This is a genomic window from Pseudochrobactrum sp. sp1633, from assembly GCF_030376605.1.
Taxonomy (GTDB): Bacteria; Pseudomonadota; Alphaproteobacteria; order Rhizobiales; family Rhizobiaceae; genus Pseudochrobactrum.
This window is the reverse complement of the sequence record NZ_JARRAE010000017.1, coordinates 1-23753: the sequence shown is the minus strand read 5'-3', so window position 1 is coordinate 23753 and position 23753 is coordinate 1. Positions and strand designations below refer to the sequence as shown.

The 23753-nt window shown below is 50.5% G+C and carries 21 protein-coding genes; 13 read left to right on the top strand and 8 right to left on the bottom strand.

Annotated elements, in window-relative coordinates; all coding sequences use genetic code 11:
- Positions 1-86 precede the first annotated feature (86 nt).
- From P8H26_RS15270 to P8H26_RS15250, 5 genes are all read left to right on the top strand, one after another.
- Positions 87-1379 carry a TolC family outer membrane protein gene (locus P8H26_RS15270; protein WP_289634059.1) on the top strand — a complete coding sequence of 431 codons (1293 nt, stop codon included), beginning with the start codon at positions 87-89 and terminating at the stop codon, positions 1377-1379.
- Between the two features lie 304 nt (positions 1380-1683).
- Entirely contained in the window at positions 1684-2469 is a 786-nt protein-coding gene (locus P8H26_RS15265; protein WP_289634034.1) for a PopZ family protein, read from the top strand.
- A 263-nt stretch (positions 2470-2732) separates the two neighbouring features.
- Positions 2733-5465, top strand: coding sequence for a valine--tRNA ligase (locus tag P8H26_RS15260; protein ID WP_289634033.1), 2733 nt, complete (start codon positions 2733-2735; stop codon positions 5463-5465).
- A 263-nt stretch (positions 5466-5728) separates the two neighbouring features.
- Positions 5729-6049, top strand: a complete 321-nt coding sequence (locus P8H26_RS15255; RefSeq protein WP_289634032.1) for a hypothetical protein — start codon at positions 5729-5731, stop codon at positions 6047-6049.
- Entirely contained in the window at positions 6042-7307 is a 1266-nt protein-coding gene (locus P8H26_RS15250; RefSeq protein WP_289634031.1) for an OmpP1/FadL family transporter, read from the top strand. The genes P8H26_RS15255 and P8H26_RS15250 overlap by 8 nt, the downstream gene beginning before the upstream one ends.
- Before the next feature lie 75 nt (positions 7308-7382).
- Here the strand turns inward: P8H26_RS15250 and P8H26_RS15245 are convergent, their stop codons facing one another.
- Both P8H26_RS15245 and P8H26_RS15240 read right to left on the bottom strand, forming a co-directional pair.
- Complete coding sequence (locus tag P8H26_RS15245; protein ID WP_289634030.1) at positions 7383-8252, bottom strand: NAD(P)-dependent oxidoreductase; 870 nt, start codon at positions 8250-8252, stop codon at positions 7383-7385.
- Positions 8253-8320: 68 nt separating this feature from the next.
- Positions 8321-9250, bottom strand: coding sequence for a LysR substrate-binding domain-containing protein (locus tag P8H26_RS15240; RefSeq protein ID WP_289634029.1), 930 nt, complete (start codon positions 9248-9250; stop codon positions 8321-8323).
- A gap of 189 nt (positions 9251-9439) precedes the next feature.
- On the opposite strand from P8H26_RS15240, the gene P8H26_RS15235 reads away from it, so the two are divergent.
- Genes P8H26_RS15235 through P8H26_RS15225 form a run of 3 tightly spaced genes read left to right on the top strand, consistent with a single transcriptional unit; the run spans position 9440 to position 13627 of the window.
- Positions 9440-11887, top strand: coding sequence for an FAD-dependent oxidoreductase (locus tag P8H26_RS15235; protein WP_289634028.1), 2448 nt, complete (start codon positions 9440-9442; stop codon positions 11885-11887).
- 42 nt (positions 11888-11929) lie between these two features.
- Positions 11930-12679 (top strand): electron transfer flavoprotein subunit beta/FixA family protein, encoded by a 750-nt coding sequence (locus P8H26_RS15230; RefSeq protein WP_289634027.1) that lies wholly within the window; start codon positions 11930-11932, stop codon positions 12677-12679.
- Positions 12680-12694: 15 nt separating this feature from the next.
- Positions 12695-13627 carry an electron transfer flavoprotein subunit alpha/FixB family protein gene (locus P8H26_RS15225; RefSeq protein ID WP_289634026.1) on the top strand — a complete coding sequence of 311 codons (933 nt, stop codon included), beginning with the start codon at positions 12695-12697 and terminating at the stop codon, positions 13625-13627.
- A 52-nt stretch (positions 13628-13679) separates the two neighbouring features.
- Here the strand turns inward: P8H26_RS15225 and P8H26_RS15220 are convergent, their stop codons facing one another.
- The gene (locus P8H26_RS15220; protein ID WP_289634025.1) at positions 13680-14735 is read right to left on the bottom strand and encodes a type I restriction endonuclease; all 1056 of its coding nucleotides are present in this window, start codon (positions 14733-14735) and stop codon (positions 13680-13682) included.
- A 142-nt stretch (positions 14736-14877) separates the two neighbouring features.
- Here P8H26_RS15220 and P8H26_RS15215 point away from each other — a divergent pair, with 142 nt between their 5' ends.
- Entirely contained in the window at positions 14878-15312 is a 435-nt protein-coding gene (locus P8H26_RS15215; protein ID WP_289634024.1) for a GFA family protein, read from the top strand.
- Between the two features lie 3 nt (positions 15313-15315).
- Here the strand turns inward: P8H26_RS15215 and P8H26_RS15210 are convergent, their stop codons facing one another.
- A complete protein-coding gene (locus P8H26_RS15210; protein WP_289634023.1) occupies positions 15316-15813 on the bottom strand; it encodes a GNAT family N-acetyltransferase in 498 nt (165 codons plus the stop codon).
- Positions 15814-15973: 160 nt separating this feature from the next.
- Between P8H26_RS15210 and P8H26_RS15205 the strand changes: the two genes are divergently transcribed.
- The 4 genes from P8H26_RS15205 (at position 15974) to P8H26_RS15190 (ending at position 19497) form a co-directional block, all read left to right on the top strand.
- Complete coding sequence (locus P8H26_RS15205) at positions 15974-17548, top strand: sensor histidine kinase (protein WP_289634019.1); 1575 nt, start codon at positions 15974-15976, stop codon at positions 17546-17548.
- Positions 17548-18162, top strand: coding sequence for a response regulator transcription factor (locus P8H26_RS15200; RefSeq protein ID WP_289634018.1), 615 nt, complete (start codon positions 17548-17550; stop codon positions 18160-18162). The genes P8H26_RS15205 and P8H26_RS15200 overlap by 1 nt, the downstream gene beginning before the upstream one ends.
- A 96-nt stretch (positions 18163-18258) precedes the next feature.
- Entirely contained in the window at positions 18259-18744 is a 486-nt protein-coding gene (locus P8H26_RS15195; RefSeq protein ID WP_289634017.1) for a heme-binding protein, read from the top strand.
- A gap of 156 nt (positions 18745-18900) precedes the next feature.
- The gene (locus tag P8H26_RS15190) at positions 18901-19497 is read left to right on the top strand and encodes an ankyrin repeat domain-containing protein (RefSeq protein WP_289634015.1); all 597 of its coding nucleotides are present in this window, start codon (positions 18901-18903) and stop codon (positions 19495-19497) included.
- A gap of 6 nt (positions 19498-19503) precedes the next feature.
- Here the strand turns inward: P8H26_RS15190 and P8H26_RS15185 are convergent, their stop codons facing one another.
- The 4 genes from P8H26_RS15185 to proV form a co-directional block, all read right to left on the bottom strand.
- Complete coding sequence (locus tag P8H26_RS15185; RefSeq protein ID WP_289634013.1) at positions 19504-20148, bottom strand: pentapeptide repeat-containing protein; 645 nt, start codon at positions 20146-20148, stop codon at positions 19504-19506.
- A 258-nt stretch (positions 20149-20406) separates the two neighbouring features.
- Complete coding sequence (locus P8H26_RS15180) at positions 20407-21273, bottom strand: glycine betaine ABC transporter substrate-binding protein (RefSeq protein ID WP_289634012.1); 867 nt, start codon at positions 21271-21273, stop codon at positions 20407-20409.
- A gap of 32 nt (positions 21274-21305) precedes the next feature.
- Entirely contained in the window at positions 21306-22217 is a 912-nt protein-coding gene (locus tag P8H26_RS15175) for a proline/glycine betaine ABC transporter permease (protein WP_308446683.1), read from the bottom strand.
- A 20-nt stretch (positions 22218-22237) separates the two neighbouring features.
- Entirely contained in the window at positions 22238-23443 is a 1206-nt protein-coding gene (proV, locus tag P8H26_RS15170; RefSeq protein ID WP_289634010.1) for a glycine betaine/L-proline ABC transporter ATP-binding protein ProV, read from the bottom strand.
- Between the last annotated feature and the right edge of the window lie 310 nt (positions 23444-23753).

The window sequence follows — 23753 nt, the reverse complement described above, 5'->3', positions numbered from 1 at the left end:
GTATGGGGTAAACCGTGGTCAATTTACGCAAACAGGTTTTAGCTGTTGCACTCTTAGCGAGCACGGTACTCGCACCGGCACCTGTCATGGCGGAAACGCTGTTCGGGGCAATGCAGAAAGCTTATCACAATAATGCTTCGCTGAATTCTTCACGCGCGGGTCTTCGCGCAGTTGATGAAGATGTAGCAATTGCCAAGTCGGGCTACCGGCCGACATTGAGCGGCACTTATAAATATGGCCGCAGCCGCAGCGGCGTCACAGATCAGTATTCGACCACAGGTGAGGTCGGCATTCAGCTGAACCAGACTTTGTTCGATGGTTTTCAAACAAAAAACAACGTGGCGACGGCCGAAAGTAACGTGTTCGCTCAGCGTGAAAATTTGCGCAATGATGAGCAGAACCGTCTCTTTGACGCTGTAACAGCCTATATGGATGTTTATCAGAACCGTCAGATCGCATCACTGCGCCAGAAAAATCTGGCTGCACTGAACGAGCAGGTTCGTGCTGCTAAAGCCCGTCTTGATGTTGGCGAAGGCACACGGACAGACGTAGCACAGGCAGATGCACAGCGTTCTGCTGCGGTTGCTCAGCTCAATGCAGCGCAGGCGGACGTGAAATCAGCTGAAGCTGTGTACCGTCAGGTAACGGGTTCTGCTCCTGACAAATTGCAGCCTGCAAAGCCTGCCGGAAAATCGCTTCCTAAAAGCATTGCTCAGGCTTATGCCATTGCAGAAGCCGGTCATCCGGGCATTAAAGCAACGCAATATGCGATGGATGCTGCCGGACATAATGTGAAAGCCAAGGAAGGTGCTTTGCTGCCAACCGTTGGCCTAAATGCTTCGGCTTCGCATTCCAGTGTATATTCGGGATTGCCAATGGCCGGTAACGGTAACTCTGCTTCAGTCGGTGTTAACGTGACTGTGCCGATTTATTCCGGCGGCAGAACATCGGCGACAGTGCGCAAATCCAAGGAACAGCTTGGTCAGGCACGCATTGAGATTGATGTGGTGCAGGATAAGGTTCGCGCAGCGGTTGCCTCATCCTGGTCGCAGCTTGAAGCTGCCAGAGGTTCACTTTCGGCCTATCGCGATGGTATTTCTGCAGCGCGTCTCGCACTCGACGGTGTGATTGAAGAACGCAATGTCGGACAGCGTACCACGCTTGATGTGCTGAATGCCCAGAACGAACTGGTTGATATTCAGATTCAGCAGGTGCAGGCCGAGCGTGATGTGGTTGTTGCCAGCTACGCTATTTTGTCTTCCGTTGGTCGCCTGACTGCCCGTCAGATTGGTTTGCAGGTTGCGGAATATAAGCCCGAACAGCATTATGAAGCTGTGAAAGATAAATGGATCGGCTTGCGGACACCGGATGGCCGCTGATTAAAGCTCTGATTAATATTTATAAAAAAAAACGGCGCTCAGGCGCCGTTTTTTGTTTGTGCTGATATCTTCTCTGACTTTTCGCTGCCAACGAAACCGTAAAAGTTAAAAAACACTTAAGAAATCTGTGTTTTACGTTTGAGCAGCGGTTACAGGGATTCTCAAATCACCTTTGCTTCTGTACTTTAGTTCTTAGATTCGTTGAATTTTCAGACTGAAGAATTTTTTGCATCATTCTGCCGGAAACATACAGCGTTAACAGCTGTTTCCGCAGATATGCGACAGCCAAAGGATGCTGCACGATATGGCACAGACTTCCAGCGCAACACGTGAACCGTCCATGGAAGAAATTCTGGCTTCCATTCGCAGAATTATTGAAGACAGTGATGTTACCAAGCAGGCGACTGCTGATTTAACCGCTGCACCGCAACCGCAAAGCCGCGCTGAATCCGCTAAAGCTGAGCAAGTGGCAGAAGTTGAAAAGCGCGGTGAAGTCGCACAGTTTCCCCGTCCGGTTTCAACCGAAGCCGTGCAGGATGATGTTCGCCCTTTGGTTCCGGCTTTCACTCTGGATGCAGCATTGCGCGGCAGTCTCTCTGCGCAGCCGTCATCCGGGTTCACACCTGAGCCGACACGGGCTGAAATCCATGAGCGTAATGTCGCTCATGTCCGTATTGCAGCCGTTAACCCGCCGGTGCCGCCGGTTGTTGTTGCTGCCGATGAATTGCCGAAATCTGATGCCATAAAAGCGTCAGAAGCATTGCTTATGCATGTTGCAGAAAAGCGGGTTGTATCGATAACCCCGACAACAGCAAAAGAAGAGGTTGTTCCGGTGAGCGAAGACATGTCGGAAAATGTTTCAGCAAAGACCTATGATAAACCACTGATTTCGCAAGCTGCTGAAGAGCAGGTTTCGGCATCTTTTGGCAGTCTTAGTCAGGCTCTTATTGAAGAGCAGAAGCGCCTGCTTAATGAGAAAATGGAAGCTTTGCTGCGCCCGATGCTGCAGGAATGGCTTGATACCAATCTGCCGCCGCTTGTTGAACGACTGGTGCGGGAAGAAATCGAACGCGTGGTACGTCGCGGCTGATAAAGCGCTCCGTAACCGGATTTATAGCCCCGTAACCAGTGTATACGGGGCTATTTTTATGGAAACAGCCGTCCTATATAGATTATAGAAATACCGTGATTTGCTGTGCAGGCCGCAGTCTGTCTTGATTCTTTGCACCAAACTTGTTTTGAAGGGGCAACAGAGTCTTGTCTGCCCGGATTTATGAATATGCCTGACCTTAGTACAGGCCTGTTCAGTGCAGTCCGGTTTGCCTGCCCTCATATAAAGAGACAGAGTTTTTTATGTTAGAGAAAACCTACGATTCCGCGGCCACAGAGCCAAAAATTGCTGAACTTTGGGAAAAGGCTGAAGCTTTTAAAGCCGGTGCCGGTTCTAAGCCTGGTGCGGATCCGTTTGCGGTGGTGATCCCGCCGCCAAATGTTACCGGTTCTCTGCATATGGGACATGCTCTCAACAATACAATTCAGGATATTATGGTGCGCTTTGAGCGCATGCGCGGCAAAAACGTGCTGTGGCAACCAGGTATGGATCATGCCGGTATTGCAACGCAGATGGTTGTTGAACGCCAGCTCATGGAGCGTCAGGAACCAAACCGTCACGCAATGGGGCGTGAAAAGTTTGTTCAGCGCATCTGGGAGTGGAAAGAGGAATCCGGTGGTCTGATTTTCAATCAGCTGCGTCGCCTTGGTGCATCCTGTGACTGGTCGCGTGAGCGTTTCACAATGGATGAGGGCTTGTCGAAAGCCGTTCTGGAAGTGTTTGTTACGCTCTATAAAGAAGGCCTGATCTATAAAGATAAGCGACTGGTCAACTGGGATCCGAAGTTGCAGACCGCGATCTCGGATATTGAGGTTGAGCAGCGTGAAATCAAAGGGCATTTGTGGCATTTCCGCTATCCGCTGGAAGGCGTGGCTTTTGATGCGGAAAACCCTGACACCTATATTGTTGTTGCAACAACGCGTCCTGAAACGATGCTGGGCGATAGCGGCGTTGCGGTAAATCCAGAAGACCCGCGCTATCAGTCCCGTATCGGTAAAAACGCAATCCTGCCACTCGTTGGCCGTGCGTTGCCGATTGTTGGTGATGATTATGCAGATCCTGAATCCGGTTCGGGTGCGGTTAAAATTACGCCTGCGCATGATTTCAATGATGCTGAAGTTGGAAAACGTAATAACTTACGTAAAATCAATATCATGTCGCCAACAGCGACTATTTTGCTTCAGGATAATGAAGACTTCTCTGAAGGGCTGACACCGTCTGCAGAGCTGGATAATCTGATCGAGCATTTCCACGATCAGGATCGCTTCAAGGCGCGTAAAGCCATTGTTGAGATGATGGACGAGGGTGGTTATCTCGAGAAGATCGAAGATCACACCCATATGGTTCCGCATGGTGACCGTGGCGGCGTGCCTATTGAGCCGCTTCTGACTGACCAGTGGTATGTGAATGCTGCGGAAATGGCCAAGCCTGCCATTGCTTCTGTTCGCGAAGGCCGTACTGACATTGTGCCTAAAACATGGGAAAAGACCTATTATGACTGGATGGAAAACATCCAGCCGTGGTGTATTTCCCGTCAGTTGTGGTGGGGTCATCAGATTCCGGCATGGTACGGACCGGATGGTACGATCTTCGTTGAAAAGAGTGAGACGGAAGCTCTTACTGCTGCTCAGAAGCATTATGGCGAACCGACATCGCTGACCCGCGATTGCGACGTGCTGGATACATGGTTCTCATCCGCATTGTGGCCGTTCTCGACCCTCGGCTGGCCGGAGAAAACACCGGAACTCGATACCTATTATCAGACAGATGTGCTGGTAACCGGCTTTGACATCATCTTCTTCTGGGTTGCCCGTATGATGATGATGGGGCTGCACTTCATGAAAGAAGAGCCGTTTCACACCGTTTATGTTCACGCTCTGGTGCGTGATAAGAACGGCGCGAAAATGTCGAAGTCCAAAGGCAATGTTATCAATCCGCTTGATCTGATTGATGAATATGGCGCCGATGCGCTGCGTTTCTCGCTGGCGATTATGGCTGCTCAGGGACGTGATGTGAAGCTTGATCCGGCGCGTATTGCCGGCTACCGCAATTTCGGCACCAAGCTCTGGAATGCGACTCGCTTTGCACAGATGAATGGTGTGACGCGCAATCCGGACTTCAAACCGGAAGATGCGAAACTGGCAGTTAACCGCTGGATTTTGACCGAACTGACACGCGCCACGAAGGCCGTTACAGAAGGCATTACGACTTATCGCTTCAATGATGCGGCAAGTTCAGCCTACCGCTTTGTCTGGAACCAGTTCTGTGATTGGTATCTGGAACTTCTCAAGCCGATTTTCATGGGCGATGATGTAGATGCCAAGCGTGAAGCGCAGGCCTGTGCGGCCTACTGCCTTGATGAAATCTACAAGCTGCTGCATCCGTTCATGCCGTTTATGACTGAAGAGCTATGGAGCCTGACAGCTGGTGAAGGCCAGAGCCGTGACACATTGCTTGTTCATGCATCATGGCCGGTTTTGTCCTTTGAAGATGCTTCGGCGGCCGACGACATTAACTGGCTGATCGAGCTGGTAAGCGGTATCCGCTCTGTTCGTTCAGAAATGAATGTACCGCCATCAGCACAGGCACCGCTTGCTGTTCTTGAAGCCAATGCGCTGACGAAAGAGCGTCTTGAGCATCATGATGCAGCAATCAAGCGCCTGTCCCGTGTTGCTGATATCAGCCTGTCTGATGCAGCGCCAAAAGGCTCTGCGCAGCTGGTCGTAGGCGAAGCGACATATTGCATGCCGCTTGGCAGTCTGATTGATCTGGGTGCGGAAATGGCGCGTCTTGAAAAAGAAAGCGGCAAACTTACTGCCGAAATGGAAAAGATCGACAAGAAGCTCTCCAACGAGAAGTTTGTTGCCAATGCCAAGCCGGAAGTGGTGGAAGCTGATCGTGCCCGTTTCGCAGAACTGCAGGAAGCGCAGGGTAAAATTGCTGTGGCGATGCAGCGTTTAAAAGACGCTGAATAAAGCCAGCTCCAGACACGAAATGACTGACATTGCGCCCTCAAATCCAAATGGTTTGAGGGCGCAATTGTTTTATATCTGATGTGCTTTGATCATTTGTGAAAGCGGCATTTCAGAGATAACAACCGTTTAACCGTATTGATTCTGTAGGTTTTAAAACAAAATATTTCTCATAACCGACTGAAATTTATATATTTTATACGATTTTAAAATGGTGTTTTTAAGCGAATGCTTGTATTCTGCGCCGCATCAGTCTTTAGGGGAGAGTGATATCTTCCGGCCTTGCAGCTCGCACATCGGGGGCAGAATTATGGTTTCAAGAGGGTGAAAAACGATTGTCGTTTTCGCGTGACATTTTTGATACAGAGCGCGTTTCTGAGGGAAAATCCGGTGAAAAATGGTGTTTTGTTCGGTGTTTTATGCGGCGCTGCGTAAAAAAACTTCGTGAACCGATCAAAAAAACGATTTTTGGCGGAAATCTCAGCGAACTGCCAGTTCGCTCGTGGTTTGTTGGACTTGCAGAACGCGTTCGGCATGTTACGCTCACGTCAAAATTAAGTATAAAAATCGAGGGAAAATATGCTTAAAACTGCATTTAAATTATCAGATGTATCACTGGCCTTGTCAGGGGGGATTCTGACTGCACATGCCGGTGGTTTGGAACGCAGTTCTCAGGATTTTGATATTCTATTTGAAGAAGGTAATGTCGTTGAAACCGGCGCGACATTTGTTACGCCGCAACGTAAATTGAAGAATATCCGTGGCAGTGTTTTTCCGGTTAATCCGGTTCCGGGACAAAATACAGGCCGGCCTTTTGATACAGAAGTTGACGAAGGCAAGTCCTATTGGGTGCCAAAGCTCTCGGCAAAAGTTCAGCTGACCGATGATCTGGCCTGTGCCGCGCAATATCGTGAGCCTTGGGGCATTGATACAGACTCCGGCATCAATAATGCCCGTATGTTCAGTGCTATTGAACAGAAAATTTCCTCGCGTGATTACGGCCTGAACTGTTCTTATCGCTTTGCAGCTGGTGACAAAGGCTTTTTTAGACTTCTCGGCGGTGTGAGCTATCAGGAACTTAAAGGCAAGCAGACCAAGATTTCCGGTGTTCCGTTAAATCCGTCCATACCGACCGATCTTACTTTTGCCAATAGTACACTCGATGTTGAAGACAGTGGTATTGGCTGGCGTTTGGGTGCGGCCTATGAGATTCCGGACATCGCTCTGCGTGCCAGCCTCGTTTATCAGTCCAAGGTCAATTATGATCTGGATGGTTCGGTCGATGTTGCGCTGATTGGTATGCCGCTTAGCTTCAACACGCCCGTGAGCGGTAGCGTTGCAACACCGCAATCTGTTGAGTTCAAATTCCAGACCGGTATTGCGCCAGGCTGGCTGGCACTGGCTTCGGTTAAATGGACTGATTGGAAGAGCATCACTAAAGTCGGTTTTGATAATTCCGGTTCAAAACCATTCTTAGGTTTGTTTCCAGTTGGCGCTGAAGTGACATCGCTCGACCTGTACTACAAGGATGGCTGGACTGTCATGGGCGGTATCGGTCACAAATTTAACGACAAGTGGTCGGGTGCTGCTACTGTCACATGGGATCGCGGAACGTCAACAGGTCTGACCTCACAGACAGATGTCTGGCTGCTGGGTATGGGGGCTAATTACAAAGCTACTGAACATCTGGAATTCCGCCTTGCCGGTGCTGTCGGTATTCTGACATCCGGCACATTGGACAGCACTCTGGCTGCACAGAACGGTGGCAGCAAGCTGGGTTCCAAAGCTGATTTCGGAACAGATGTTGTTGGCGGTATGACGCTTTCTGCGAAATACCGGTTCTGATCTCACGATCGGATACAGAAAAGGCGCTGTGATTGTGGTGATCACAGCGCCTTTTTTATTTGATATTGAAACAGCTTATTTTTCAAGACGGGCGAGCAGGGATGATGTATCCCACCGACCGCCGCCAAGCTTCTGCACATCCTTGTAATATTGATCCACGAGGGCAGTCAGAGCGAGTGTGGCGCCGTTGCGATCCGCTTCTTCAAGGCAGATTTTCAGGTCTTTGCGCATCCAGTCAGCGGCAAAACCAAATTCATATTCACCTTTAATCATTGTCGGTGTGCGGTTTTCCATCTGCCATGAACCGGCGGCACCTTTCGACAGCACATCAATCACGGTCTGAATATCCAGCCCTGCACATTTGCCGAAATGAATGGCCTCAGCCAGTCCCTGCACAATACCGGCAATGCAAATCTGGTTCATCATCTTGGCAAGCTGGCCATTACCAACAGCGCCCATCAGGCCGACAGAGCGGGCATAAGCGGCAATCACCGGCTTTGCTCTTTCAAACGCAGTTTGATCCGCGCCGCACATCACAGTCAGTACGCCATTTTGCGCACCGGCCTGACCGCCGGACACCGGCGCGTCGATGAAATGGAAACCGCGCTGGCGTGCTTCCTTGTCCAGCTCACGGGCAACCTCAGCGGAGGCCGTAGTATTGTCGATGAAGATCGTGTCTTTGCCCATGCTCTGAAAAGCACCGTCTTCGCCAAGGGTGACGGAGCGCAGATCATCATCATTGCCGACACAGCAGAACACAAAGTCCTGACCACGGGCGGCTTCAGCAGGTGTGGCTGCAAAACTACCTTTAAACTCCTGCGCCCAGGCCTGTGCTTTGGCGGTGGTGCGGTTATAGACGGTAACCTCGTGCTCGCCGCGAGTTTTGAGATGACCTGCCATTGGATAGCCCATCACACCAAGACCGATAAACGCCACTTTAGCCATAATAACTCCCATTTAATCAATGCTCTAAAGAAATTGGATAATGTAGTTTATAAAACAGATATAGGCATTTAAGGATTGCTGAGCGGCAGTTCCCGATGCATCTGCTCTAATATCCAGTCACGGAATTTTTCTGTTCCCGATTTAATCTGGCGCGATGCCGGTGCCACCAGAAAAATGCTCTTTCCGGCCTTGTAGGAATTCTCCAGCGGTATCACCAGCTTGCCGCTTTCCAGATGACTGCCAATCAGATGCCGCCAGCCAAGCGAAATACCCTGTCCGTGCACGGCTGCCTGCATCGAGGCCAGATTGTCACTGAATACAACATCATGGGGCAGTTTGGTGCTGGAAACGCCCTGATATTCGAGCCATTCACGCCAACCAATGCGGGAGCGATGCTTTTCCTCAAAATGCAGCAGGCGATGACTGAGCAAATCTGCCGGTGCATTGATCGGGCCGTGGGCGGCAAGATATTCCGGACTGCATACGCAAACCGTTTCTTCCAGACACAGCTGCCATGAGCGTAGCCCTTGCCATTCGCCATTGCCAAGGCGGGCGGAGAGATCGATATCCTCCTCACCAAGATCAATATAATCTTTCGGACTTTCTTCGATATGCAGCGCGATTTCCGGATAGCGGTTTTTGAAGTCTGCAAGACGCGGCAGCAGCCATAGCGAGATAAACACGGCTGAGAATGAGGCGCGCACGATGTCCTTCTGGTATTTCCGCTGCAGGGATGAAATCACCATATGCAGATGATCAAAGGAGGCCTGTACCTCCTGATAGAGCCGCTGTCCTTCCGGTGTCAGTTCCAGCCGCGCACTCTCACGGCGAAACAGTTTCAATCCTGTCGATTCCTCAAGCAGCCGGATGGTTTTACTCACCGCGGGCTGGCTGACATTCAGCTCTTTGGCCGCGGCGGTGAAGCTCAAACGCCGTGCTGCGGCCTCAAAGGCGAACAGGTAATTGGCGGAAGGGATAAGGTTGCGGAGTCTATGCATAATCTGAAGTTATACCTCGGACTATTTTTTTACAAGATCACAAAAGCGATGCTGCGTCCTATTGTGAGATCAAAATCAGTCGTGTGCCATGCCATGTGACGCGGGCTGAGCGAGTTCATGAAAGCAGTCAGGGATCGTTGCATACGGGAGAGGTGCACCGGTCTTCATAAATAGTAATCGGGTGGAATTATGCAGACATATGCGCGGGTTGTGGTTGTTGGCGGCGGGTGCGTCGGGGTTTCTGTTCTCTATGCGCTGGCCAAACGCGGCTGGACAGATTGCGCGCTTTTGGAGCGTACATCGCTGACAGCAGGCTCCACATGGCATGCAGCAGGGCTTATTCCGTCTTATGCCCGCAGCAATAATGTTGGCCGCATGATTGCAAAAACCATTGAGATTTATGAAGGACTGGAAGCCGAAACCGGCCAGAATGTCGGCTGGCATAAATGCGGTCAGCTGCGCATTGCCAATACGCGCGACCGTATGGATGAATATAAGAGCTATATGGATGTGGCCGAAGCGCAGGGCACCAATGCCCGTTTGGTTTCGCCTAAAGAAGCTATGGAACTCTGGCCGTTGCTGGAAAACAACAAGCATATGATCGGCGCACTCTATCATCCTGATGACGGTCATATCGCACCGGCTGACGTGACGATGGCGATGGCCAAAGGCGCCCGCGATATGGGGCAGAAAATCTATCAGAATACGCAGGTCAACAGTTTTGAGCGCCTGCCAAACGGCGAGTGGAAAGTCTCGACCAATAACGGCGATATCATTTGCGAACATATTGTTTCAGCGACTGGTAATTATGCTCGTCAGACCGGTGCATTGCTTGGCATTGATATTCCGGCCATTCCGATCCTTCACCAATATTGGATCACCGATGCGGTGCCGGAAATTATCGAGCGCAAGAAGCAAGGTCTGCCGGAAATGCCGATCCTGCGCGATGAGGGCTTTGCCGGATATCTGCGTGAAGAGGGTGACGGATTGATGTTCGGCCCTTATGAGCGCACGGAACATCTGAAACTCTTTGCCGTTGATGGTGTGCCGGAATGGTTCGGCGCTGATCTGGTGGAAGAGGATTTCGACGCGGTTGAATGGAACTGGGAAGTAGCCACAGATTATGTACCTGCTCTTGCCCGTACCGGCATTAAGGCCAATGTGCGCGGGCCATTCCAGATGACTGCCGATGAATTGCCGCTGGCTGGTCCTGCATGGGATCTGCCGAATGTATGGCTTGCAGAAGGTGTGCCGGGCGGCATTCTCTGGGGTGGCACACTGGGTTTCCATCTGGCAGAATGGATTATCGACGGTGCGCCGTCCAAAGATATGTCTGAACTCGACCCGCGTCGTTTCTCCAACTATGCCAACAAGACATGGACGCGCCACAAGGTGCAGGAAACATGGGGCACGCACGCGGATATTCATTTTCCGGGACAGACCATGCCTGCTGCCCGCCCGCAGAAAACTGCACCTTCCTATGACCGTCTCACAGAAATGGGCGCTGTATGGGATGTGCTGAATGGCTGGGAAATGCCGCAGTGGTTTGCGCCAAGCAAAGAGGAAGCCATTCCTGATTTGAGCTTCCGTCACACCCAGCGCGCGGCCAAATATATCCGTGAAGAAGTGACTGCGGTACGCGAGGGCGTTGGCCTGATCGAAATGACACCGATGACCAAATTTGAGGTTTCGGGGCCGGGGGCTGAAAGCTGGCTGGATGGTATTCTGGCAAATAAACTACCGAAGCTCGGACGTATCGGTCTTTGTCATCACCTGAATAAAAACGGCGGTGTGGTCAGTGAATATACGGTGATCCGCTTTAAGCCGGATGCGTTTTATCTGATTTCCACCCCGCGTGGTGAGCGCCTGAACTTCGATGATTTGTCGAAGATTTTGCCGGATGACCGCAGCGTTACGCTGACCAATGTTACGATGGAACGCGGTGCTTTCACTCTTGTGGGGCCAAAAGCGCGCGATGTTTTACAGAAGATCACCGAGGTTGATCTGAGCAATGCGGCTTTCCCGTGGATGAGCATGCAGACCGGCACAATCGGTCTGGCCAGTGATGTGCGGATGCTACGCGTGACCTATGAAGGCGAGCTTGGCTGGGAACTCTATCATCCGATCGGCTATCAGCGTCATCTGCTGGATGAAATTCTCAAAGCTGGTGAAGAATTCGGCATCCGCATGGTTGGTCTGGCTGCACTGGAATGCTGCCGTCTCGATAAATCCTATCGCGCGATGTATCGCGATATGAATGCCGAACTGACGGCTCTGGAAAGCAGTCTGGATCGTTTCATCAAATTCGACAAAGGCGACTTTATTGGCCGCGATGCCCTGATCCGCCAGCGCGATGCGGGGCTGAAGCATCGTATTTGCACCATCACTATCGCCACAGATGGCGCCAGTGTGCAGATGAATGAGGGCGTTTATCACAATGGCAAACTGGTTGGCCGTATTACCTCCGGCGGTTATTCCTGTCATTTCAGCCATGATATCGCGCTTGCTCTGTTGCCGCCGGAACTAGGCAATCAGATCGGGCTGGAACTGGAAGTGCAGGTTCTGGGTGAATGGCGTAAAGCAAAAGTGGTTGAAGAGTCGCTCTACGACCCGACCAATTCACGCTGCAAAATGTAATCACCGCCTATTATTTCAAGACTAATTTACAGGATTAAACCCATGAAAGTTCTGGTCGCAGTTAAACGGGTTGTTGATTACAACGTTAAAATCCGCGTTAAGGCCGATGGCAGCGGCGTTGATCTTGCCAATGTTAAAATGGCGATGAACCCGTTTGATGAAATTGCCGTGGAGGAGGCGCTGCGCCTCAAAGAAGCAGGCAAGGTTTCGGAAGTAATCGTGGCTTCCGTTGGCCCTACCCAAGCGCAGGAAACGCTGCGCACGGCGCTGGCAATGGGCGCTGATCGTGGTATTCTGGTGAAGGTTGATGACGCCGTTGAGCCGCTTGCCGTTGCTAAAATCCTGAAAAAGCTGGTTGAGGATGAGCAGCCGCAACTGGTGATCGTCGGCAAACAGGCGATTGATGATGATGCCAACCAGACCGGCCAGATGCTCTCGGCACTGCTGGGATGGTCGCAGGCAACCTTTGCTTCTGAGCTGGAACTTGGCGAAGGCAAAGCCGGTGTGACCCGTGAGGTTGACGGTGGCTTGCAGGCGATTGAAGTGAAGCTGCCTGCGGTGGTGACTGTTGATCTGCGTCTCAACCAGCCGCGTTATGCATCGCTGCCTAATATTATGAAAGCCAAGAAAAAGCCGCTTGATGAGAAGAGCGCGGCAGAACTTGGTGTTGATACCGCCTTGCGTCTCAAAGTTCTGAAAACCGAAGAACCGGAAAGCCGTCAGGCAGGTATTAAAGTGGCCAATGTGCAGGAACTGGTTGCGAAACTTAAAAATGTAGCCGGACTGATTTGATAGGGAAATAAGATCATGGCAATTTTACTATTAGCGGAACATGACAACCAAACCCTGTCAGATCAGACGGCCAAAGCACTGACAGCAGCGCTCGCTATTGGCGCCGATGTGGATGTGCTGGTTGCAGGACAGAATGCGAAATCTGCGGCTGATGCTGCTGCCACGCTCAAAGGCGTGCGCAAAGTGTTGTTGGCAGAAAATGCCGCGCTGGAAAATCAGCTGGCAGAACCACTGGCCGATCTCATTCAGACATTGAGCGCGGATTATGATGTGATTATCGCTGCCGCCACAACCACAGGTAAAAATGTGCTGCCGCGTGTGGCCGCATTGCTAGATGTGATGCAGGTGTCTGACATTATCGAGGTAATTTCGGCGGATACATTCAAGCGCCCGATTTATGCAGGCAATGCTTTACAGACCGTGCAGGCGCTGGATGCGAAAAAGGTAATTACCGTACGTACAGCCGGTTTTGCTGCCGCAGAAAAGGGCGGGGCGGCTGTGATTGAAAATATCGCTTATGCCAAAGACCCGCAATTGTCGAAATTTGTTGAGGCAAAACTGTCCGGCGGTGACCGTCCGGAACTGACTTCAGCAAAAATCATTGTTTCCGGTGGTCGCGCTCTGGGTTCTGCAGAGAAGTTTCAGGAAGTCATGCTGCCGGTGGCTGACAAGCTCGGCGCTGCCGTTGGTGCAAGCCGTGCGGCAGTGGATGCCGGTTATGCGCCGAATGACTGGCAGGTTGGCCAGACCGGTAAGGTGGTTGCACCTGACCTTTATATCGCGGCCGGTATTTCCGGTGCTATCCAGCATCTGGCAGGGATGAAGGATTCCAAAGTGATTGTGGCTATCAACAAAGACGAAGAAGCCCCGATCTTTCAGGTTGCCGATTATGGACTCGTTGGTGATCTGTTTGAAATCATACCGGAACTGGAAAAAGCGCTCGGTTAATGATCATTCACGTTGCTCCATTCTGTTTTGCAGTATGGAGCAACGAGAATTTTTATGCTGAATATTTTTGTGCGGTCTCTCTCAACCTGTCACTAAAATCAAAAATATGGTCAAGGCTGTCAATTGCGATGCGCTCCTCGGCTTCACCGTTGAACAGGCCTATATATTTTGTTGTTCTGTTGAAGTGCATGCGCGCCAAAGGTTTCCTATTATTGTCGTCAACTAATATGGCGCAATAAGATTTGGCATCGCGGATAAAAATGCGGTTTGGCCGGATAATATCTCGCACTATGCTTTTGATAAGCATATAGCCTTCAACCTCTTCATCGGTCGTAACTATATCGTCTTCTTGTACAGCTGGGATCAGGTTTTCAGTCGGCGCGGATTGTTCAGTCGCAGCTAATGCCGTTGATAGCCGGTTTTGTACATTGTCTTTGATGACTTCCTGAAAAGCTGACTTTGTTACGCCGGTTAGCATTTCCTTCGCAGTCGCTGTCAGACGCCCTTCATACACGCCGGCACAGACGATGCGCACGAAGTCTTCTGAGGGAGATTCAAGAAGTTGATTGATCGCGACTTTTATACCCGATGTGTATTTAAGGCGTTCTGCCGTTGCCAGAATATTCTCGATATTAAAATTATTCTTTTCAAATTTTTTGAGTTCTGAAATTGCACTGCTTTGCAAATCAGTAATATCGAAAGTCAAAAATGGTTTTGCATCAAGTTTATTGGGCTCATCCAGATCCGTATGAAAATGGAAAAACCGGCCATTGGTTAGGATGGCAAACTTTGCTGTCGTGACAGAAAAATATCGGTAAAGTTGTGCGAGATGTGTTTTTTCTAACTTTGTAGTAATCGGCTTGCATTCGATCAAAATTCGGATGTCACCATCAAATTTGATGACGTAATCGACTTTTTCACCTTTCTTGCCAACAGCATCAGCTGTAAACTCAGGTATAACTTCTTCCGGGTTAAAAACATCATATCCCAGCGCCCGCAAGAATGGCAAAATAACAGCTGTTTTGGCAGCCTCTTCTGTAAGAAGTGAATTGGATTGTGTTTTAACACGGTCCGATAAAACTCGGATATTTTCTTCGATTGTACTCATTCAAGAAACTCCCGTAAGAATATTTTTGAAAGAGTTATATAGATAATTATTTTGTTCAACTGTTATTACAGATATGAAATACATTCATATATTGTAAATTACAAATACATAGTTTTGAGAATTGCAGATTAGAGGTGCGCCAATGAGTTTAAACAATATTGAAACAGTGAACGGTGCCTGCCATTGCGGGACAGTGCGGTTTCGGGTGAAGTTATCCGACGGGCTGAACACTGCACGCCGCTGCACTTGCTCTTATTGCCGGATGCGCGGGGCAGTCGCTGTATCAGCCCAGCTTGGCGGGCTGGAGATCATAAGCGGCGAAGATGCGCTGACGCTCTATCAATTCAATACCAAGGCTGCGAAGCATTATTTCTGCTCGGTTTGCGGGATTTATACGCACCATCAGCGCCGTTCCAATCCGCAGCAATATGGTATAAACGCTGCTTGTCTTGAGGGTGTCAGCCCGTTTGATTTTGATGAGGTTCTTGTCACTGACGGCATTAATCATCCGTCTGATGATAAATCAGCAAACAGGCCGCCTTATGTGGGTGTATTGAAGTTTATCCGCTGCGAATGATGCTTATTTATCGTTTATAATCGCCCAGCGTTCATGGTCGCGCCAGTCGCCGTTAATATGCAGATAGCGCGGTGAGAAGCCTTCTTTGTGAAAGCCCGCGCGTTCAGCAAGGGCGAGGGAGCGCAGATTGTCCGGCTGGATATTGGCCTCAATCCGGTGCAGGCCGATCTCGTTGAAACCATAAACTACAGTCTGCTTCAGACCTTCGGTCATCAGACCGCGACCGGCCAGTTGCACCATGCCGTAATAGCTCAAATAGGCACTGCAAAAGGCCTTCATAAAAATCTGGCTGAAGGTAAAGACGCCGGCAATCTTGCCACTCTGCGCATCGCGTACAACAAGCGCTTGCGAAGCGCTGCTTTGCAGATTGGCAAACCAGTCTTCAAAACCGGCCTGATCGGTAAAATTGCGCATCCACGGATGATGATGGTCGCGGCTGGCAAGATTGCCCGCGATTAGTTCTGTTGCATCTGTTCTACTGACGGGTTGCAAATTAATCATTTCATCCTCCAAACCGGATGCGTTTTATCGACTTAGTTCAAAGTGCTGACAAGCCCACACTTGTGTGATGAAGAAGTTTTCCGCAGGTGCATTGCGCGTTTCATTATATTATGCCAGCGATAACAGGATAAAATCACAGGCACAAAAGCGGGATTCAATTTTGCAGCAGAAAAAACGGGCATTGCGATCATATTTAACTCTGTTTGTGATCTGGCTTGTCATGGTGCTGCTGTTTGTGGCGATTTCTGCACGCCAGAGCATAAATCAGGCGCGTGACGAGGTGAAGCTGACCGGCACTGCATTGCATCGTGTCCTCTCGCAACGCGCAGCGCAGCATGATGCGCATCTCACCAGCCTGAATGCCCTGATCCTTGCGGCCAATCCGCCGCCGGTAGATGCTTTGCGGCAGGTGTCGCGCAATATTATCCGGTTTTATCCGCGTATTACCGTGATTGATGTTCTGCTGCTGAACCGCGAGGGAGCAGACATTACTATGAAGCCTGTTCTGATGGTGGAAGAGACAGAACATGCGAGTGTTGCGGCGGATTTTGCTCCGCAAATCATAGATCAGAAGCCGGGTGAGGTGCGCAGCTATATATCCGCAACGACCCCTGACCGGTATTATCTGGGCAAGAAATCAGATAATTCCAATCCCGGCTATGCGATTATTATGGCAATCAATCCGGCCTTGATGATCGAGCCGGATGAACGGCCGGTCTGGGCTGATCTGACATTGAAAATCGACGGGCAGACAGTGCTCAAACAGCAGTCGGACACGCATGAACAGGCTTCTGCCCTTCTGGAGCAGCCGGTTTTCTCTCAATTTATCGACAGTCAGAACCAGCCGGTTCTTTTAACTTTAAGCAGGCCTATGGCACTGACGGAAGTTGTTGATCCGTTGCGCACGGTACTGTTTGCCGTTCTGTCTTTGATTGCTTTGGTTTCCGGTTATTGGCTATGGCGCTCCGTGCAAATGGCACGACAAGCTGAGCAAAAAGCCTCCCTGCTGGAGCATGAAACACGGCTTGCCCACGCGGCGAGGGTGAATGCTATGGGTGAACTGGCATCGGGTATTGCCCATGAGCTGACACAGCCGCTCACCGCATTGTTGAGCCAAAGTCAGGCGGCCTTGCGCCTTGAAACGTCAGGCGAACATCCGGCGCTGCTCAGGCAGGCACTCACCGCCAATGTGCGCGAGGCCTCGCGTGCCGGTGAGATTTTGCAGCGCATGCGCAGCTATATGAGCAATCATGAACCGCAGCGCAAACGCACAGAGATTAACCAGATTATTCGTGATGTGAGTGAATTACTGCACACAGATCTGGCGCAGCGCCATATTACTTTGCATCAGCAAACAGAAAAAACCTCTCCGGTCATCATTGCTGATGCCGTTGAGATGGAGCAGGTCTTGTATAATCTGATCCGCAACGCAGCGGATAGTCTTGCGCAATCAAGCAGGGCTGAAAAACAGGTCATATTGAATGCTATAAGCCGGAACGGGCTGGTGATTGTTACTGTTACGGATAATGGTGATGGTATTGCGGACGATATTCTGCCGCGTTTGTTTGAGCCGTTCTTTACCACGCGTAACGGTGGCATGGGGCTGGGGCTATCGCTTTGCGCAACATTGATTGAGCGGATCGGCGGGGAGATTTCTGCTGCCAATCTTGCGGGTGGTGGCGCGGTCTTTACGATGGTCATTCCTGAAGCAGCACCATTGCAGAAAGCAGATTGATGAAAAATCTCAATATCTATCTGATTGATGATGACGAAGCCGTGCGGGAAGCACTGTCGCTGCTGTTGCACACCTATGGCATGCGCGTTGAGACATTTCGCGATCCGGCGACATTTCTGGCGCATGTTGATCCGCAAAAGCCCGGCTGTCTGATACTGGATTTGCGTATGCCGATGATCAGTGGCCTGCAATTGCAACAAAAACTGCATGAACGTGGCATTGACTGGCCAGCCATCATGATTACCGGTCACGGGGATATCAATGCCTGCCGCCGTGCCTTCAAGGCCGGTATTCTGGATTTTCTGTCCAAACCTGTTGATGAACAGGTGTTGCTGGAAGCATTGGAGGCTGCCTCTCAAGAGCTGGACAAAATTCTGGAACGCGGTGAAGCACAAAAGCTGCTCTCCGGCCTGACCGAGCGTGAGCATGAAATTTTTGATCTGATCTGCAAAGGTTTTGGCAGCAAAGAGATTGCTGCGGCACTCAATATTTCTGTGCGCACGATTGATGCGCATCGCGCCAATATTGGCGAAAAACTTGAAACCAGCTCTGTGGCTGATTTTGTACGGTTGCAATTATCCGCCAGTGGCGCAGGGATCCGTAATACTACCTAGAGTGTTCGGGAGTATCGCGGATTCAGCACATTTCATCATTGCGTTAGATTGTTTTTCAGAAAGCCGGTTGCTTTCGCCAACAATCAGGAGACGATTATGAAACGCATTTTGTTTGCCGGTGCTGCGGCGCTTGTTCTGACTTCAGCTGCATCCGCACAGGTTTTGCAGGAAAAAAACATGCCGCTCAACCTTGCAGTAGACATTGCCAATGAAACAATCGCTGCCTGCTCTGCTAAGGGTTACAATGTTGCCGTGGCTGTGGTTGACCGCGCCGGTGTATTGCGCAGCTTGATGCGTGCCGATAATGCCGGTGCGCATACGCCTGCAGCAGCCACTGCCAAGGCATTCACCTCGGCGTCTTCCCGCATGCCAACCGGTGTAATGGCTGAAAACATTCAGAAAAACCCGACAGCGGCAGAACTGGCCAATATTCCGGGCTTCCTCGTTCTTGGTGGCGGTGTGCCGGTGAAAATTGGTGATGTAACGATTGGTGCAGTTGGCGTTGGCGGTGCACCGGGCGGTCATCTGGATGAAGCCTGCGCAGTAGCAGCTCTGGATAAGGTAAAAGACCAGTTGAAATAAAGATAACCACCGCCGCTTCTGTTTCAGAGGCGGCGGTATTTTTAATAATGACTCTTCAATGAGGAGAGGGTGATGGCTTATATTTTCTCTGGCCGGACTATTTTCAGAAATGCTCTGCTTATTGCCGGATTAATTTTGACATTAACGGGAGTTGCAATGTCTGCATCGGGAAGCAATGAGCGCAAATTATTGGAGGCTGCGGCTTCCGGTGATGTGGCGACAATCCAAACCCTGCTCAAAACGGGTGTGAATGTTGATACCCGCAATGACCACAGACAAACGGCATTGCTGGTTGCAACCCATAATAATCAGGTTGAAACCGCCAAAGCACTGATTGATGCCGGTGCCGATGTGAATGCCAAAGACATGATACAGGATAGCCCATATCTTTATGCCGGTGCGCGCGGACATCTGGAAATTCTGAAGATGACGCTCTCCCACGGCGCCGATCTTAAAAGCACCAACCGTTTTGGTGGCACTGCACTTATTCCTGCATCAGAGCGCGGGCATGTGGAAACTGTGCGCACGCTGATAGAAGCGGGTATCAATGTCGACTACATCAATCGCCTCGGCTGGACAGCATTGATTGAGGCGGTGATCCTGAGCGACGGCGGGCCGGAGCATGTGGAGATTGTAAAGCTGCTGAAAGCTGCCGGTGCCAACCTCTCAATTACTGATAATGAAGGCGTGAATGCTCTTGAGCATGCTAAAAAGCGCGGCTTCACTGAAATCGTTGCTGTGCTGGAAAATTAAACTCTTCTACAGAACCAGCAGACCGATGCCGCTGAGAATATCCGTTGCCTGACTCTTTGAGATGATGGCACCTTTTAAAACGGCGGCATCGTGGAATGTCAGGCTGCCCAGATCGCAACCACGCAGATCAGCGCCTTTGAATTTGCTCAGGCGCAGCGTTGCACCACGCATACGGCAGTCGTGAAAAACAGTATCTCGGAAATCACATTCTCTGAGATCGGCTTCGCTGAAATCCATATTGGTCAGCGTTTTATTACGAAAAGAAGCGCGGGGCAGAAACGCGGCCACCAGCAGACATTCTTCAAAATCCGTGCCGATTAGGCTGCAATCGGTGAAATCTGCACCGGTGAGCTTGGATTGAGCGAATTTGGCACCGTTCAGGTTTGAGCGGTTCCACAGGGTATTGGACAGATCGCAATTGTGAAACTGTGCGGTAGTCCCGTCAATATTGGACAGGTTTACACCGCTGAGCCTGCATTTATTAAACTGCGTATCGGTGATTACCGCAGCTTTCAGATTACAACCGGTGAATGTGCAATCTGTAAAAATGCATTCGGACAGATCACTGCCGGAAAGATCCAGTCCGTCAAATCGTTGCCCGCTGAAATTGCGGGTACCATCGGTAATTTGGTTTAATAGCGCGGCAACCACAGGGCTGCTGTCAGCGTTTGCGGGTCAGAACAACATAGGCAACGCAACCGGCCAAACCGAAAGCGATAATACCCTGAATAAGAAATACCCACTGTATCATACTCATAACATCACCTTTTCATTGCAGGACAAATATGATCTGCGCAGTGCTTTACCATTCCCCTGAAGCGATGTCAGCATTTTAAATATGAACAGAGCATACCAGAATTAAAAACGGCGGCGCATAAGCACCGCCGTATTATGCTCTTCAGACTGATATTATTCTGCCAGCCACTCTTTGATACGATCAGGATTATCGGCGATATATTTGTCGACAGCCTTATCATAAGAGGTTTCCTGAGCCTCAAACATCGCTTTTTCGAGGTCTGCCAGCGGGATATTCATCTTTTCCAGCAGCGAGGCGACTTTCGGATTGTCTGCCTTAAAGCCTTTACGGGCGAGGGCATTCACATGCTCGGCTGCGCCAAGAGCACCTTTCGGGTCTTCCAGATAACGCAGCTTATATTTACCGAACATCCAGTGCGGACTCCAAGCCGTGGCTACAAACCAGCCGTCCGAGCGGGTTGCACGGTCAACCGTTGTGAGCATGGCCGCTTCACTGGAAATCTGCAGTTTGTAATTCAGGCCATAGGCTTTCACAGCCTCTTCAGACAAACGTGTCAGACCGGCACCCGGATCAATACCCTGAATTTGGCCTTTCAGCTTTTCGTGAATATCGGCCTTTTTCAAATCTTCGATCGACTTGATATCGCTCTCAGGCACAGAAGCGGGAACAACCCAACCCAGTTTGGCACCTTCATAGAGCGGGCCCAGATCTTCCACTTTACCTTCAACGCGCTTGTAATAGTCAGCATGTGTTGCAGGCAACCAAGCCATCATCATGGCATCAAGATCACCACGGCTCACACCCTGATAAAGTGGTGCAACATCTGTCTGTACCAGTTCAACTTTCTGATCCAGATTATCCTGAATAAGTTTAGCGGCAAGTTTGGTAACGAACTCGGCATCGGACCAAGGTGCCCAGCCCAGTTTCACCACTTTGGCATCTCCCGCAGCAAATGCTGAAGTTGCCATAGTTCCCGCCAGCAATGCCGCCAGGCTTAGACGTGTCAGTTTCCCGAACATATCTTCTCCTTTAAGGTTTAGGTTTTTATACGTTATGCTTCCTGCTTTTGCAGAGATGACGTATTTGCAGAATTGGTTTTTGGCTGTTTTTTGAAAGCAGCAAGGCGTTTCAGCAGGCTAGGTTGCGGGTTACCAAAGCTCTGGGTAATGCGGTCGAGCACCACGGCCAGAATGACCACAGCCAGACCGCCCTCAAAGCCGGTGCCGACATCAAGACGCTGAATACCGGTGAGCACTGTGTTGCCAAGACCGCCCGCGCCAATCATCGAGGCGATGACCACCATCGACAGCGACAGCATAATAGTCTGGTTGATGCCGGTCATGATGGACGGAAGAGCATTGGGAAGCTGTACTTTGAACAGCAGTTGTCTGGCCGTGCAACCAAAGGCAAGACCGGCCTCAACGAACTCTCCATGCACTTGCCGGATACCCAGATTGGTCAGGCGCACAACCGGCGGCATTGCAAAAATCACTGTCGCAATCGTGCCGGGCACTGCGCCGAGACCGAAGAACATGGCCGCCGGAATGAGATAAACAAAGGCAGGCATAGTCTGCATCAGATCAAGGGCAGGGCGGATGAGTGCTGCAAGCGTTTCACTGCGCGCCATAGCAATACCAAGCGGAATGCCGATAACAATCGCAATGATGGTTGCCGCCAAAACCAGAGAAAGGCTTTCCATCATACCGGACCACAGCCCCATATGATCGACAAGCGCTAAGGCCAGCACTGTAAAAATTGCAAATTTCCAGCCGACACGCCACAGCGATAACAGTGTGAGAATGACAATGCCTGCCGGTGCCGGTATTGCCAGAAGACTGTTTTGAATACCATCCGTCACAAAGCCGATTACGGCTGCAATCATATCCAGCGCCGGCGTGAAATGGTCGAGAATGTAATTCACGGTGATATCGGCGCCTTTGCCGATACTAAAATTCATATCCATATTTATTCGTCCATTTCAGCTCAACCAGCGCGGTCGAGCGTTTCCAGCAATGCTGATTTGGAAATCGCGCCGACATATCGGTTTTTTTCATCAATAACCGGAACCGGCCAGCGGCTCTCTGCAACGCGGCCAAGCACGTTGGAAAGCGGTTCGCTTGCTTCAATAGGCGTGATGTCGCTCAAAAAGGCTTCCCTGTAGGGATGCAGCGATTTGGCTTTGACCTTTTCAATCAGGCTGTCCTGACTGATCATGCCGTGATAGCTGCGGTCACGGCCGACAATGATTGCCGTGTCGCGCCCGGTTTTTTCCATCTGCTCCAGTGCGGAAGCGGCAGAAACACCCTGACGGTCGAAAATTGTCAGCTGTGTTTTGCGGGCGACATCTCCGGCTGTGAACACATGCGATACATCCACATTCTTGAAGAAGGAGCGCACATAATCGTTGGCAGGATTGGAGACAATCTCATCCGGCGTGCCGACCTGAACAACCTTGCCGTGCTGCATGATGCAAATGCGGTCGCCGATGCGCATAGCCTCGTCCAGATCGTGGCTGACGAAAATAATCGTGCGGCTGTTTTCCGATTGCAGGCGGATCAGTTCATCCTGCATTTCGGTGCGGATGAGGGGATCAAGCGCGGAAAATGCCTCGTCCATAAGCAGGATGGTCGGCTCATTGGCCAGAGCGCGGGCAAGGCCGACACGTTGCTTCATGCCGCCGGAAAGCTGATCGGGCATGCTCTGTGCATAGGGTTCCAGACCAACTGCAGTGAGTGCTTTCATGGCACGTTCATGGCGCTCGGCCTCAGCCATGCCTGCAACTTCCAGACCAAAGGCGGCATTATTCAGTACTGTACGATTGGGAAGCAATGCGAAAGACTGGAAGACCATGCTCATATCGCGACGACGCAGGTCGATCAGCTCGCGTTTGGACATTTGGGTAATGTCGCGGCCATCAACGGCAATGGTGCCGGAGGTGGGCTCAATCAGCCGGTTGAGCAACCGGAGCAAAGTAGACTTGCCGGAGCCTGACAATCCCATGATGACGAAGATCTCGCCATCCATGATCTCAAAGCTCGCCGCATCAACGCCGATGGTGCAACCTGTGCCTTTGTGGATATCGGTCTTGCTCTTGCCGGAACGCAATTGATCCATTGCTTTTTCCGGCTTGTCGCCAAAGACTTTAAAAACATCTTTTAAAGATAATTTTACAGCCTTTGACGCGTTCATACTCTCATCAGTTGTATAAATCACCATATATAAAATTAACCCTGTCGACTACGACAGACCTATTCTCCTTTTGTATTTATAAATACATAAAATCTACATGATATTGTGATTTGTTATATTTTAATTTCACGAAGAAAATGCAGATAAATTGAATTTGATTTCAAATGTATATCTTAAATATCAAAAAAAGTCCACCCGAAGCGGAAATAACATTAAAAACCTCCGGTTTTCAGGGCGTGCAGGGGCGTTTGCTCAGCTGCCATATTCAGCAGAAAAACAGAATCGACATCTGCCACAAAAGCCAATCAGG

What these genes read in the sequence shown, in the direction of transcription:
- P8H26_RS15265 (WP_289634034.1), top strand. Translation starts at nt 1,684, where the DNA reads ATGGCACAGACTTCCAGCGCAACACGTGAACCGTCCATGGAAGAAATT.
- P8H26_RS15190 (WP_289634015.1), top strand. Translation starts at nt 18,901, where the DNA reads ATGTCTGCATCGGGAAGCAATGAGCGCAAATTATTGGAGGCTGCGGCT.
- P8H26_RS15220 (WP_289634025.1), bottom strand. Translation starts at nt 14,735, where the DNA reads ATGAGTACAATCGAAGAAAATATCCGAGTTTTATCGGACCGTGTTAAA.
- proV (WP_289634010.1), bottom strand. Translation starts at nt 23,443, where the DNA reads ATGAACGCGTCAAAGGCTGTAAAATTATCTTTAAAAGATGTTTTTAAA.
- P8H26_RS15195 (WP_289634017.1), top strand. Translation starts at nt 18,259, where the DNA reads ATGAAACGCATTTTGTTTGCCGGTGCTGCGGCGCTTGTTCTGACTTCA.
- P8H26_RS15175 (WP_308446683.1), bottom strand. Translation starts at nt 22,217, where the DNA reads ATGGATATGAATTTTAGTATCGGCAAAGGCGCCGATATCACCGTGAAT.
- P8H26_RS15250 (WP_289634031.1), top strand. Translation starts at nt 6,042, where the DNA reads ATGCTTAAAACTGCATTTAAATTATCAGATGTATCACTGGCCTTGTCA.
- P8H26_RS15270 (WP_289634059.1), top strand. Translation starts at nt 87, where the DNA reads ATGGCGGAAACGCTGTTCGGGGCAATGCAGAAAGCTTATCACAATAAT.
- P8H26_RS15235 (WP_289634028.1), top strand. Translation starts at nt 9,440, where the DNA reads ATGCAGACATATGCGCGGGTTGTGGTTGTTGGCGGCGGGTGCGTCGGG.
- P8H26_RS15230 (WP_289634027.1), top strand. Translation starts at nt 11,930, where the DNA reads ATGAAAGTTCTGGTCGCAGTTAAACGGGTTGTTGATTACAACGTTAAA.
- P8H26_RS15210 (WP_289634023.1), bottom strand. Translation starts at nt 15,813, where the DNA reads ATGATTAATTTGCAACCCGTCAGTAGAACAGATGCAACAGAACTAATC.
- P8H26_RS15225 (WP_289634026.1), top strand. Translation starts at nt 12,695, where the DNA reads ATGGCAATTTTACTATTAGCGGAACATGACAACCAAACCCTGTCAGAT.
- P8H26_RS15200 (WP_289634018.1), top strand. Translation starts at nt 17,548, where the DNA reads ATGAAAAATCTCAATATCTATCTGATTGATGATGACGAAGCCGTGCGG.
- P8H26_RS15180 (WP_289634012.1), bottom strand. Translation starts at nt 21,273, where the DNA reads ATGTTCGGGAAACTGACACGTCTAAGCCTGGCGGCATTGCTGGCGGGA.
- P8H26_RS15260 (WP_289634033.1), top strand. Translation starts at nt 2,733, where the DNA reads ATGTTAGAGAAAACCTACGATTCCGCGGCCACAGAGCCAAAAATTGCT.
- P8H26_RS15245 (WP_289634030.1), bottom strand. Translation starts at nt 8,252, where the DNA reads ATGGCTAAAGTGGCGTTTATCGGTCTTGGTGTGATGGGCTATCCAATG.
- P8H26_RS15215 (WP_289634024.1), top strand. Translation starts at nt 14,878, where the DNA reads ATGAGTTTAAACAATATTGAAACAGTGAACGGTGCCTGCCATTGCGGG.
- P8H26_RS15240 (WP_289634029.1), bottom strand. Translation starts at nt 9,250, where the DNA reads ATGCATAGACTCCGCAACCTTATCCCTTCCGCCAATTACCTGTTCGCC.